General features: G+C 75.4%; 10 protein-coding genes. 6 read left to right on the forward strand and 4 right to left on the reverse strand.

Annotated features, from left to right (window positions below):
• Nucleotides 1-195 precede the first annotated feature (195 nt).
• Together hemQ and hemG are read right to left on the reverse strand one after the other, a co-directional pair.
• Nucleotides 196-927, reverse strand: a complete 732-nt coding sequence (gene hemQ / locus IE271_RS32990; protein WP_190194164.1) for a hydrogen peroxide-dependent heme synthase — start codon at nt 925-927, stop codon at nt 196-198.
• 4 nt (nt 928-931) lie between these two features.
• Nucleotides 932-2,428, reverse strand: a complete 1,497-nt coding sequence (gene hemG, locus IE271_RS32995) for a protoporphyrinogen oxidase (RefSeq protein ID WP_190194165.1) — start codon at nt 2,426-2,428, stop codon at nt 932-934.
• Between the two features lie 226 nt (nt 2,429-2,654).
• On the opposite strand from hemG, the gene IE271_RS33000 reads away from it, so the two are divergent.
• Both IE271_RS33000 and IE271_RS33005 read left to right on the forward strand, forming a co-directional pair.
• Nucleotides 2,655-3,827: a DUF4349 domain-containing protein gene (locus IE271_RS33000; protein WP_190194166.1), complete on the forward strand. Its 1,173-nt coding sequence runs from the start codon at nt 2,655-2,657 to the stop codon at nt 3,825-3,827.
• Between the two features lie 100 nt (nt 3,828-3,927).
• The gene (locus IE271_RS33005; RefSeq protein WP_190194167.1) at nt 3,928-5,319 is read left to right on the forward strand and encodes an FAD-dependent oxidoreductase; all 1,392 of its coding nucleotides are present in this window, start codon (nt 3,928-3,930) and stop codon (nt 5,317-5,319) included.
• A gap of 9 nt (nt 5,320-5,328) precedes the next feature.
• Here IE271_RS33005 and IE271_RS33010 read toward each other — a convergent pair whose 3' ends face one another.
• Nucleotides 5,329-5,694, reverse strand: coding sequence for a hypothetical protein (locus IE271_RS33010; protein WP_190194168.1), 366 nt, complete (start codon nt 5,692-5,694; stop codon nt 5,329-5,331).
• 99 nt (nt 5,695-5,793) lie between these two features.
• On the opposite strand from IE271_RS33010, the gene IE271_RS33015 reads away from it, so the two are divergent.
• Entirely contained in the window at nt 5,794-6,612 is an 819-nt protein-coding gene (locus IE271_RS33015) for a rhomboid family intramembrane serine protease (RefSeq protein WP_190194169.1), read from the forward strand.
• Nucleotides 6,613-6,713: 101 nt separating this feature from the next.
• Here IE271_RS33015 and hemE read toward each other — a convergent pair whose 3' ends face one another.
• Complete coding sequence (hemE, locus tag IE271_RS33020; RefSeq protein WP_190194170.1) at nt 6,714-7,793, reverse strand: uroporphyrinogen decarboxylase; 1,080 nt, start codon at nt 7,791-7,793, stop codon at nt 6,714-6,716.
• A 215-nt stretch (nt 7,794-8,008) separates the two neighbouring features.
• Between hemE and IE271_RS33025 the strand changes: the two genes are divergently transcribed.
• The 3 genes from IE271_RS33025 to IE271_RS33035 all read left to right on the forward strand — a co-directional run bounded on the left by IE271_RS33025 (nt 8,009) and on the right by IE271_RS33035 (nt 11,459).
• Nucleotides 8,009-8,674, forward strand: a complete 666-nt coding sequence (locus IE271_RS33025) for a DUF3000 domain-containing protein (RefSeq protein WP_190194171.1) — start codon at nt 8,009-8,011, stop codon at nt 8,672-8,674.
• A gap of 747 nt (nt 8,675-9,421) precedes the next feature.
• Nucleotides 9,422-10,084 carry a response regulator transcription factor gene (locus IE271_RS33030; protein ID WP_190194172.1) on the forward strand — a complete coding sequence of 221 codons (663 nt, stop codon included), beginning with the start codon at nt 9,422-9,424 and terminating at the stop codon, nt 10,082-10,084.
• A gap of 82 nt (nt 10,085-10,166) precedes the next feature.
• Nucleotides 10,167-11,459: a ribonuclease D gene (locus tag IE271_RS33035; protein WP_190194173.1), complete on the forward strand. Its 1,293-nt coding sequence runs from the start codon at nt 10,167-10,169 to the stop codon at nt 11,457-11,459.
• Nucleotides 11,460-12,021 lie beyond the last annotated feature (562 nt).

Here is a 12,021-nt window from a genome sequence, read left to right on the forward strand (position 1 = left end):
ACAGCTACCTCGCCGGCCTCCACCTACGCGCCTCGATGATCTGGCTCAGGGACCTCACCCGAGCCACCCCTTGATCGGAACTCAATACGGTCCCTAGTGCCGTGACCGGAGAGGTTCACCGGCTCACGGCGCCCGGCACGGCTCCGCGGGCCTCGCGGGGCACGGTCCCGCCCGGACCGCCCCGGCCCCGCGGTCCTACGCCAGGCCGGCCACCAGCTCGGCGACCGACTTGCGGCGGCCGGTGTAGAAGGGGACCTCCTCGCGGACGTGCCTGCGGGCCTCGGAGCCGCGCAGGTGGCGCATGAGGTCGACGATGCGGTACAGCTCGTCGGCCTCGAAGGCGAGGATCCACTCGTAGTCGCCGAGCGAGAACGAGGCGACCGTGTTCGCGCGCACGTCCGGGTAGCCGCGGGCCATCTTGCCGTGGTCCGCGAGCATCGTGCGGCGCTCCTCGTCGGGGAGGAGGTACCACTCGTAGGAGCGGACGAAGGGGTAGACGCTCACGTAGTCGCGGGGCGTCTCGTCGGCGAGGAAGGCCGGGATGTGCGAGCGGTTGAACTCGGCGGGGCGGTGCAGCGCCATGTTCGACCACACCGGCTCCAGGGCGCGGCCCAGCTTCGTGCGCCGGAAGAGGTTGTACGCCTCCTGGAGCTGGTCGGCGGTCTCCGCGTGCCACCAGATCATCAGGTCCGCGTCGGCGCGCAGGCCGGACACGTCGTAGGTGCCGCGGACCGTGACGTCCTTGGCGGCGAGCTGGTCGAACAGCTCCTGGACCTCGTCCGCGTAGCCGGCGCGGTCCTCGGGCAGCACGTCCTTCAGCTTGAAGACGGACCACAGGGTGTAGCGGATGACCTCGTTGAGGTCCTTGGCCAGCTTGCCCTTGTTCGGGATGCGGGCAGGGTCGGTGGCGGGGGCATTGTCGCTCATGGCCTCATTCTCCCGCTCCGCCGTGCAGGCTCTGCACCGGGTGGGCGGTGAGCTCCCGCACGCCGCGGAGGTCCCCGCCGAGGGCGTCCACCGCGGCGTACGCGCTCGCGACGCAGGCCGGGATGCCCACGCCGTCGTAGGCCGCGCCGCACACGGCGAGGCCCGGCAGCTCGGCGAGGTGCTCGCGGACGCGGGCCACGCGCGCGTGGTGGCCGACCGGGTACTGGGGCAGCCCGTCGTACCAGCGGGTCACCCGGGTCTCCACGGGCTCGGCGGTCAGGCCGACGGCCTCGCGCAGGTCGTGCCGGGACAGGGCGACCAGCTCGGCGTCGTCGCGGCCCAGGACCTCCGACTCGCCGTAGCGCCCCAGGGAGGTGCGCACCACCGTCACGTCCGGGTCCTGGTCCGCGATCCAGCCCCACTTGCGGCTCGCGAACGTCGAGGCCTTGATGGACCGGCCGTCGACGGGCGGCACCAGGAAGCCGCTGCCCTCGGGCAGGGCGGCCTCCCCCCGGCGGTAGGCGAGGGTGACCAGCGCCATGGACGCGTACTCGACGGCCGCCAGCTCGGCCGCGGCGGCGGGCGCCTCGGCGGCCAGCAGCCGGGCGGCCGCGGGGGCGGGCAGGGCGAGCACGACGGCGTCCGCGTGCAGGACGCGGTCCCCGGCGACGACCCGCCAGCGCCCTCGCCCCCCGCAGGACGCCCCGCCGTCGGCCGCGGCCTCGGCCCCGGTCCGCCGCACCTCGGTGACCAGTGAGCCGGTCACGATCTCGGCGCCGCGCGCGCGGACCGACTCCGCGACCGCGAGCGGCAGGGTGCCGACGCCGCCGTCGATCCCCGTGAAGACCGGTCCGGTCTGCCGGGCCGCGGCCGCGCGCTCCTGGATGCCGCGCACCGCCTCCGTCAGGGACGCGTGCGTGCGGGCCGCGGTGAAGAGCTGGGGGACGGCCGAGCGCATCGAGATGCGGTACGCGTCGCCCGCGTAGACACCGCCGAGCAGCGGCTCCACCAGGCGGTCCACCACCTCGCGGCCCAGTCGCGCCGCGACGTACTCGCCGACCGCCACGTCGTCGCCGACCTCCGTGCGGGGCAGCTCGCGGTCCCGCCCGACACGGCGCAGGCCCTCCTCGGAGAGCACGCCCGCGAGCACGGAGGCGTCCCCGGGGACACCCATCACGTGGCCCTTGGGCATCGGCCGCAGCTCCCCGCGCGTCCACAGGAAGGCGCTCGCCGTCGCCGGCGGCTGGAGCTTCCCGCCGAGCCCCACCGCGCGGGCGAGACCGACCGCCTCGGGCCGCCGGGCGAGCATCGACTCGGCGCCGAGGTCGACGCGGACGCCCGCGATCTCACCGGGGAGCAGCTTGCCGCCGACGCGGTCCGAGGCCTCCAGGACGGTCACGCGCGCGCCGCCGTCCAGCAGCCGGTGGGCGGCGGCCAGACCGGCGATGCCGCCCCCCACGACGACGACCCGGCCGGTGCCCGTTTCTGTCTCTTCGCGCATGTCCCCACTCTTTCAGACCCCGCCGGCACCCCTTCGGGGCGGGCACGCCCGCCGCTTCCGGCCACGCTCCGGCGCGTGCGGCGCGGCCCGGATCGTCCCGTCGGAACCAAGTGGCCGTCGCGAGTCCGTACCGTGACCGCATCGGGACCCGATTCCCCCAACGCGGCGCGCCGCCCGGGCGTCGAAGGTGCGTCAGCCTTCACGACACCTCCGGGGGTACGCCGGCATGCAGACGCGCCACACGTCCGAGCACCGATCCGTACGGTCCACGGAAGCCGAACGCCCCGCGCGGCCCGGCACCCGCCCGCGGCCCGGCCGTCCCGTACGCCGCCCACCGCACCCGCATCCCGTACGCCCCCCGCGCCCCGCGCGGCGCCGCCGCCCCGTCCGGTCCCTGTCCGCGCTGGCGCTGGCCGCCGCGCTCGCCCTGGCCGGATGCTCGGGGAGCGCCTCGGGCGGCTCCTCGGCGGCCGACGAGGCGAGGGCCGCCTCCGCCCCCCAGCGGCAGGAGGCGGGCCGGGCGGACGAGGCGGGCGGGGCGAACGGCGCGAAGCGCGCGGGCGGGAACGGCCGGACCGACGCCGGGAACCGGGCCGCCACGGCTCCGGCGCGGGCCGGCGCCTACGTCGTCCGCACCGCCTCGCTGACCGTCGAGGTCCACGACGTGGGCGCGGCCCTCGCCGAGGCCCGCACGCGCACCGAGAACGCCGGCGGGTTCGTCGGGGACGAGGACACCACCCGCGACAGCCGGGGCCGCGAGCGCTCCCGGGCCGTCCTGCGGGTGCCCGTCGGGGCGTACGAGGACGTGCTCGACGACCTGGCGGGGTACGGCAGGCTCGTCAGGCGGTCCGCCGAGGCGGTGGACGTCACGTCGCAGGTGGTGGACGTGGAGAGCCGTGTCAGCACGCAGCGGGCCAGCGTGGCCCGGGTGCGCGAGCTGATGGAGCGGGCCAAGAAGCTCAGCGACGTGGTCGCCCTGGAGGGCGAACTGAGCACCCGCCAGGCGGACCTGGAGGCCCTGCTCGCCCAGCAGGCGTCCCTCAAGGCGCGCACCGGTACCTCCACCATCACGCTGACGCTGACGACGGCGCCCCCGAAGGAGACGGGGACGCCGCAGAAGGACGACGGGCCCGGCTTCGAGGAGGCGCTGGAGGGCGGCTGGGACGCGTTCGCCACGACGTTCCGCTGGATCGGGGTCGGCCTCCTCGCGGCGCTGCCGTTCCTCGTGCTCGCCGCGCTCCTGGGCTGGCTGGTCCGGCGGATCGTCCGGGTCCGGCGCGCCCGCGGCGCGCGGTACGAGCAGCCGGGGCCCGACCAGGACGACACCCAGACCCTGCCCCCGGTGCCGGCGCTGGACGGCGAGCCGGGCCCCGGGCCCGAGCCGGAGCGCCGGGACTGAGCCGGAGCGCAGGGAACGGGCCGGCGCCCCCGAGGGGACGGGCGACGGGGAGGGACGGCCGTCGGGGAGGGGAACCCGGCGGCCCCCTTAGCGTGTCCCCATGAACATGAGCCGTACGAAGAAGCGACTGGTGGTCGTGGGCGGGGACGCGGCGGGCATGTCCGCCGCGTCCCAGGCGCGCCGCATGAAGGGCCCCGGCGAGCTGGAGATCGTGGCGTTCGAGCGGGGCCACTTCGCCTCCTTCTCCGCGTGCGGCATCCCGTACTGGGTCGGCGGCGACGTCCCCGGCCGGGACGCGCTGATCGCGCGGACGCCCGAGGAGCACCGGGCACGGGACATCGACCTGCGGATGCGCACGGAGGTCACGGAGATCGACGTCGACGGCGGCCGGGTGCGCTCGCGGGACCTGGAGTCCGGGGCCGAGGAGTGGACGCCGTACGACGACCTCGTGATCGCGACGGGCGCGCGTCCGCTCCGCCCCGACCTGCCGGGCATCGACGCGCCCGGGGTGCACGGCGTGCAGACCCTGGACGACGGGCAGGCCCTGCTCGACACGCTGGCCGCCACGCCCGGCAGGCGCGCGGTCGTGGTCGGCGCCGGCTACATCGGCGTGGAGATGGCCGAGGCCATGATCAACCGGGGCTACGAGGTGACCGTCGTCAACCGCGGCGCGGAGCCGATGGCCACGCTCGACCCCGACATGGGCCGCCTGGTGCACCGCGCCATGGAGGGCATGGGCATCACGATGGTCAACGACGCCGAGGTCACCGAGCTGCTCACGGGGGACGACGGGCGGGTCCGCGCGGTGGTCACGAAGGACGCCGAGTACCCGGCGGACGTGGTCGTCCTGGGCATGGGCGTGGTGCCCGAGACCGCGCTGGCGAAGGCGGCGGGGCTGCCGCTGGGCGGGCACGGCGGGCTGCTGACGGACCGGGCGATGCGGGTGCGCGGGCACGAGAACGTCTGGGCGGGCGGCGACTGCGTGGAGGTCCTCGACCTCGTCTCCGGCAGCGAGCGGCACATCCCGCTGGGCACCCACGCCAACAAGCACGGCCAGGTCATCGGCGCGAACGTGGGCGGCGGCTACGCGACGTTCCCGGGCGTCGTCGGCACGGCGGTCAGCAAGGTGTGCGAGCTGGAGATCGCCCGCACCGGGCTGCGGGAGAAGGACGCGCACCGCGCGGGCCTGCGGTTCGAGGCGGTCACGATCGAGTCGACCAGCCGCGCGGGCTACTACCCGGACGCCGCGCCGATGACGGTGAAGATGCTCGCCGAGCGCCGCACCGGCAGGCTGCTCGGCGTGCAGATCGTGGGCCGGGAGGGCGCGGGCAAGCGGGTCGACGTCGCGGCGGTGGCCCTGACGGCGGGCATGACCGTGGAGCAGATGACGTCCCTGGACCTCGGCTACGCCCCGCCCTTCTCCCCGGTGTGGGACCCGGTCCTGGTCGCGGCCCGCAAGGCGGTGGCGGCGGTGCGGTCCCGGCAGGGCTGAGGCGTCCCGTCACGCCCCCTGCGCGGACGTCGGCCCGGTCTGCGCCGACGTCGGTCCGGTCTGCGCCGACGCGGGCCCGGCGGTGCCGTTGATCTTGTCGATCGCCTGGCGCGCCGTGTCGGCCGGCGAGCGGGGCAGCGACGCCACCGGGGAGGGCGCGGTCTGGGGCCGCGCGTGCGCGGCGCCGGGCCTGTGGCGGCGCAGCCGGTGGCTGGCGGCCTCGTCGAGGGTCACCGGCCGCTGCGCGCTCGCGGCGAGCCGGGACGCCTCCTGGCCGAGCGCGGCGACGTCCTCCCACGCGAGGCGGAGCACCACGGCCAGTTCCGCCTCGCCGTCCGGTGTGGCGTGCAGCGACGGCATGCCCGGGTCGTTCATGACCTGTTCTCCTCGGATCGCGGACCTTGCCGGGACATACGCGCGACCGCGCGGATGTGTTCACCGATTCGCACGGCGCATCCGGGGCACTCATTGCGTGTGGTCATCCCCGTCCATGACATCAATCCGGTACGCCGTACGCCCTGGGTGACGTACGGCCTCATCGCCGCCAACGTCGTCGTCTTCGTGCTCACGCCGGGAGTCGTCGGCTCCCTCGTCGGCGAGGAGACCGGCCTGGCCCGGCTCTGCGACCTCCAGGCCTTCCTGGACCACTGGGCGGCCGTCCCCAGGGAGCTGATCCACGGTCAGCTGCCGGACCTCGTCCCCACGGGCGGCACCGGCGTCGGGCCGCGGGGCCCCGGCTGCGTGGTGGGCCCGCCCGGCTACGACAAGTCGCCCGCGCTCTCGGTCCTGACCGCGATGTTCCTGCACGGCAGCTGGGCGCACCTGCTGGGCAACATGCTCTTCCTGCTGATCTTCGGCAACAACATCGAGGACCGCCTCGGACACCTGCGCTACCTGCTGTTCTACCTCGTCTGCGGCTACGCGGCGGCGTACGGCTTCGCGCTCCTCAACGACGGCTCGGGCGACCCGCTGATCGGCGCCTCCGGCGCGATCGCCGGCGTCCTGGGCGCGTACCTGGTGCTCTTCCCGCGGGCCCGGGTGTGGGTCCTCGTCCCGTTCCTGGTCTTCCTGCCGCTGCGCCTGCCCGCCTGGATCGTGCTGGGCTTCTGGTTCGCGCTGCAGGCGGTGTACTCCTACGGCGGCGGCACCGCGGCCGGGACGGTGGCGTACGTCGCCCACGTCGTCGGCTTCCTGGCGGGCATGCTGCTCGCCTGGCCGCTGCGCCCGGGCACCCCGCAGCCCCCGGAACCGCGCGGCCTGCTGTTCGGCAGGCGGGCCCGCCACACCTGGTGAGACGGGAGGGCCCGCCGGCCGTCGTGACGTCCACGACGGCCGGCGGGCCCTCCGGTGTTTCCGTGCTTCCGCGCCCGCGGGTCCGTAAGCGCCCGCGGGTCCTAGCGCGCCGTGCGGGTGTGCACGTGCTCCACGAGGCGGGTGAGCGCGTCGGGGTCCGTGCTGGGCAGGACGCCGTGGCCGAGGTTGAAGACGTGGCCCTCCAGGCCGGCGGCCGCCTCCAGGACCTCGTCGGTCCTGGCGCGCACGGCCTCCTCGCCGGCGAACAGGACCGCCGGGTCGAGGTTGCCCTGGAGCGCCTTGCCGGGGCCGACGCGGCGGGCGGCCTCGTCGAGCGGGACGCGCCAGTCGACGCCGACCACGTCGGCGCCCGCCCGGCCCATGAGGCCGAGCAGCTCGCCGGTGCCGACGCCGAAGTGGATGCGCGGCACGCCGTAGGACTCGACCGCCGAGAAGACCTTCGCCGAGGCGGGCATGACCGAGCGGCGGTAGTCGGCGGGCGCGAGCGCGCCGACCCAGGAGTCGAAGAGCTGCACGGCACTGGCGCCGGCCTCGATCTGCACCTTCAGGAAGGCCGCGGTGATGTCGGCCAGGCGGTCCAGCAGGTCGGCCCACAGCTGCGGGTCGCCGTGCATGAGGGCCTTGGTGTGCTCGTGGTTGCGGGACGGGCCGCCCTCCACGAGGTAGCTGGCGAGCGTGAACGGCGCGCCGGCGAAGCCGATGAGCGGGGTGGCGCCGAGCTCGGCGGTGAGCAGGCCGATGGCCTCGGTGACGTAGGAGACGTCCTCGGGCGTGAGGTCCCGCAGGCGCGCGAGGTCGGCGCGGCTGCGGACGGGCCGCTCCACCACGGGGCCCACACCGGGCTTGATGTCGAGGTCGACGCCGATGGCCTTCAGGGGTACGACGATGTCGCTGAAGTAGATCGCCGCGTCCACGCCGTGCCGCCGCACCGGCTGCAGGGTGATCTCCGCGACCAGCTCGGGCCGCATGCACGACTCCAGCATCGGGATGCCCTCGCGGACCTTGCGGTACTCGGGCAGGGAGCGACCGGCCTGCCGCATGAACCACACCGGCGTGTGCGGCACGGGTTCGCGCCGGCACGCCTTCAGGAAGGCGGAGTCCTGGACGGCGTCGCGCGTCGTGGTCGGCTGGCCCGGGGCGGGGAGGTCGTTGGCACTCACGACGGAAAGTCTCGCACGCCGCGCGCACCCCTCGGGCCCGGGTCCCGGCCCGGCCCCCGCGCCCGGCCGGCGCGGCCGGGGATCCGTCCGCTCCCGGCAGTCCGCCCCGCGATCGCGCCCCCTGGCGCCCGTTCGCTCCCGGCAATACGGACAGTGGGCCGTCGGCCGGGTGTCTCTCCCTGCGCAAAGGGCTCGTTCCCCTTAACCTTCCCGGCATGGCTGGGGCTCAGGGACGACTTTCGGACGGCGGAATGGGCGACGGGACGCAGGGGGGACGGGGCGGGGGCGACGCGGCTCCGCTGCCGTTCCGCGCCGCGGTCGAGGCGTTGCGGACGGCACGGCCGCGCTCCGAGGTGGAGGTCGAGGCGACGCGGCCGCCGCAGCGGCTGGCGCCGTTCTCGTACGCCCTGGAGGCCACGGTCGTCCAGGACGACCAGGATCTGGCGGACGGCCGTCTCGTCCTGCTGCACGACCCGGCCGGGCACGACGCCTGGCACGGGACCTTCCGCCTGGTGACGCTGGTGCGGGCGGAGCTGGAGCCGGAGATGGCCGCCGACCCCTTACTGCCGGACGTGTGCTGGGCCTGGCTGACCGGCGCGTTCCAGGCGCGCGGGCTGGCGTACGGCGAGCCGGGGGGCACGGTCACGCGTGCGAGCTCCCACCACTTCGGGGGCCTGTCCGAGCGGCCGCCCACCTCCCAGATCGAGATCCGCGCCTCGTGGACCCCGCGGGAGGGCCTGGGCGGCGTACCGGACACCGCGTCGCACCTGGCGGCCTGGTGCGACCTCCTGTGCCAGGTGGCGGGCCTGCCGCCGGCCGGCGCGGGCGGCGACGCGTCGGTGTTCACCCTCCCCCAGCGCAGAGGCCCACAGCCCCGCTGAGCCCGGGGGCCCGCGCACGGCCCGCCGAAGAGCACCGCACCGCGCCCCATCGCACCGCGGAACGGCGAGACGGGAGACGGCGAGGTCCGGACGCGACACCCCGCGCCCGGTCCTCGCCGCACGTCTGCCACCACCCGGACCGGCCGCGCGCCTGCCGCCGCCTCTGACCGGCCGCACGCCTGCCACCACCTCTGGACCGGCCGCACGTCTGCCGTCGTCCGGGCCCCACCGCGCGCCTGCCGTCCCCGGAGCAGCCGCCCCCCCTGCCGCCGCCTCTGACCGGCCGCACGCCTGCCGCCCCCCAAGCCTCGCCGCCCTCTGCCGCCGCCTCTGACCGGCCGCACCCCTGCCGCCGCCCGGAGCAGCCGTACGCCTGCCGTCGTCCGGGCCTCGTCGCACGCCTGCCGCCGCATGGACCGGTCGCACACTTGCGGTCGTCCGGAACAGCCGCACGTTCCCCCCGCGTCCGCGCTCCGTCCGCACATCCCCTCGACGACGTCACCCGCCGGTGCTCTGCATATTTGTCGATTCGGCCACTTTCGGGCTCGTTACGACGCAGAGCGGACCTCTTTCGATCTATCAGTGATCGATCGCGCGTCCGAATCGCACGGAATCATTCACCAAATCGTGATCATCCCCTAAAGGCGCACGGGTGTGGTGCCGAAGACCTCTGTGACCTTGAAAGCACGGTTCGCCCCGGCTTGATCCCCAGAGCCGGTTCCCCGTCCCCCATCCCCAGGAGGCCTGGTGTCCGTTCTCCTCGAGCAGCCCGCAAGCCTGGTCGCCTACCGCCCGAACAAGCCGACCGCCATGGTGGTCGTGGCCGATCCCCGCGTCCGCTCCACCGTCACCCGCCACCTGTGGGCCCTCGGAGTGCGCGACGTCATCGAGGCCTCGTCCATCGCGGAGGCTCGTCCCCGCATCGGCAACCCCCGCGACATCTGCGTCGCCGACGTCCACCTGCCGGATGGTTCCGGCCTCACCCTTCTGTCCGAGACCCGAGCCGCGGGCTGGCCCAACGGCCTGGCCCTGTCCGCCGCCGACGACATCGGCGCCGTCCGCAACGCCCTCGCCGGCGGTGTGAAGGGCTACGTCGTCACCGGCACCCGCACCAACGTGGGCATGCCCACCCGCCCCGGCGCCGCCCCCATCGGCTCGGCGGCCGCCCGTATCCACCGCCGCCCCCCGGGTGCCCCGAGCCACCCGGGCGGCTACCGCGAACTGTCCGGCCGCGAGGTCGAGGTCCTGCGCCTGGTCGCCGAGGGCCAGTCGAACAAGGCCATCGGCGTCTCGATGGGGCTGTCCGCGCTGACCGTCAAGAGCCACCTGGCCCGCATCGCCCGCAAGCTCGGCACGGGCGACCGCGCCGGTATGGTCGCCGTCGCCCTGCGTACGGGGATCATTCACTGACCTGACCGGTTTCCGACCTGGAACGCCCGTCGACGGAACGTTACGTCGGCGGGCGTAGTCCATCCACGGATACCCTTGACAGGTGACCGACGCCCAAGAGACCGCAGCAGACAGTCCACTGCGCACCACCGGAGGCGCCCCTCCGGACGACGGCGGATCATCTGACGCAGGGGCGCCGATCCCGTTGCTGGAACCCCGCGAGGGCATCCCGCCCGTGATCGCGGACGAGGAGTCCCTCGCCCGGGTGATCGCCGCCTTCGCCGCCGGCACCGGCCCCGTCGCCGTCGACGCCGAGCGCGCCTCCGGCTACCGCTACGGCCAGCGCGCCTACCTGGTGCAGCTGCGCCGCGAGGGCGCGGGCACCGCCCTGATCGACCCCGTGGCCTGCCCCGACCTGACGGAGCTGGGCGACGCGATCTCCGGCGCGGAGTGGGTGCTGCACGCCGCGACGCAGGACCTGCCCTGTCTGCGCGAGATAGGCATGGTCCCCACCCGTCTCTTCGACACCGAGCTGGCGGGCCGGCTGGCCGGGTACCCGCGGGTCGGCCTCGGCGCGATGGTCGAGAACGTGCTCGGCTACGTCCTGGAGAAGGGACACTCCGCGGTCGACTGGTCCACCCGGCCGCTGCCCGAGCCCTGGCTGCGCTACGCGGCGCTCGACGTGGAGCTCCTGGTCGACCTGCGCGACGCCCTGGAGAAGGAGCTGGACCGCCAGGGCAAGCTGGAGTGGGCCCGGCAGGAGTTCGACGCGATCGCCTCCGCGCCGCCGCCGGAGCCCCGCAAGGACCCCTGGCGCCGTACGTCCGGGATGCACAAGGTGCGCCGCCGCCGGCAGATGGCCGCCGTGCGCGAGCTGTGGCAGACCCGGGACCGGGTCGCCCAGCGCCGCGACGTCTCCCCCGGCAAGGTGCTCGGGGACGCCGCGATCGTCGAGGCCGCGCTCGCCCTGCCGCCCAACGTGCACGCGCTCGCCGCGCTGAACGGCTTCGGGCACCGCATGGGCCGGCGCCAGCTGGAGCAGTGGCAGGCCGCCGTGGACCGCGCGAAGGCTCTGCCCGAGTCGGAGCTGCCGCAGCCCGGCCAGGCGGTGACCGGTCCCCCGCCGCCGCGCTCCTGGGCCGACAAGGACCCGGCGGCCGCGGCCCGGCTCTCCGCCGCGCGCGCGGCCGTGTCGGCCCTGGCCGAGCGGCTGGGCATGCCGCAGGAGAACCTGATCGCCCCGGACGCGGTCCGGCGGGTGTGCTGGGAGCCGCCCGCGGCCCCGGACACCGCCTCGGTCGCGGCCGCGCTCGCCCTGCACGGCGCGCGCCCCTGGCAGATCGAGCAGGTCGCACCGGCCCTGGCGGAGGCGCTGCGGTCACCGCGTACGGCGTGAGACGCCCCGCGCGCGGCGGTCGCGCGGGCGGCGGCCGGGCGGGCGGCGGCCGGGCGCCCGCGGGCGGTGAGGGGTCGCCCCGGTGACGCAGGAGCGCCCCGATGATGCAGGAGCGCTCCGGTGACGCCGGGGCCGTCCCTGGTGACGCAGGAGCGCCCCTGGTGACGCAGAGGCGTCCCCCCTCCGTTCTCCGCGCCGCGCACCCGGCGGCGGACGGACGAAGCGGACGCTCGCCTCTCCGCCCCCTCTCCGCCGCCCGCCGTCCGCCGCCCTCCGTCCGGCGTGACGGGCATGACGGACGCCGTCGATATCGCGCCAAGATCTTCGAGGCGGCGCAGGCCCACCTCCTGCCCGTACGGGACCGCTCAGGCCCGTACGGGCATGGCCACGGTCCTGTTCACGCCATCGCGCACCCCCGCCGCGCCCCCTGCCCGCGGTCGCCCGGATGTGACCTTCACCGCTCCCGGCGGGGGGACTGTGCAGCATGGTTACCCGCAAGTAGCATGAGGGTGAGCGCACGCTCAGCGCGTGCGCCGCGCAGCAGTGCCGTCCCGCACCTGGA

The organism is Streptomyces minutiscleroticus, assembly GCF_014650875.1.
GTDB lineage: Bacteria > Actinomycetota > Actinomycetes > Streptomycetales > Streptomycetaceae > Streptomyces > Streptomyces minutiscleroticus.

Bases quoted from the DNA above. Each gene is read 5' to 3' on its own strand.
- hemQ (WP_190194164.1), bottom strand. From the start codon at position 927: ATGAGCGACAATGCCCCCGCCACCGACCCTGCCCGCATCCCGAACAAG.
- hemG (WP_190194165.1), bottom strand. From the start codon at position 2,428: ATGCGCGAAGAGACAGAAACGGGCACCGGCCGGGTCGTCGTCGTGGGG.
- IE271_RS33000 (WP_190194166.1), top strand. From the start codon at position 2,655: ATGCAGACGCGCCACACGTCCGAGCACCGATCCGTACGGTCCACGGAA.
- IE271_RS33005 (WP_190194167.1), top strand. From the start codon at position 3,928: ATGAACATGAGCCGTACGAAGAAGCGACTGGTGGTCGTGGGCGGGGAC.
- IE271_RS33010 (WP_190194168.1), bottom strand. From the start codon at position 5,694: ATGAACGACCCGGGCATGCCGTCGCTGCACGCCACACCGGACGGCGAG.
- IE271_RS33025 (WP_190194171.1), top strand. From the start codon at position 8,009: ATGGCTGGGGCTCAGGGACGACTTTCGGACGGCGGAATGGGCGACGGG.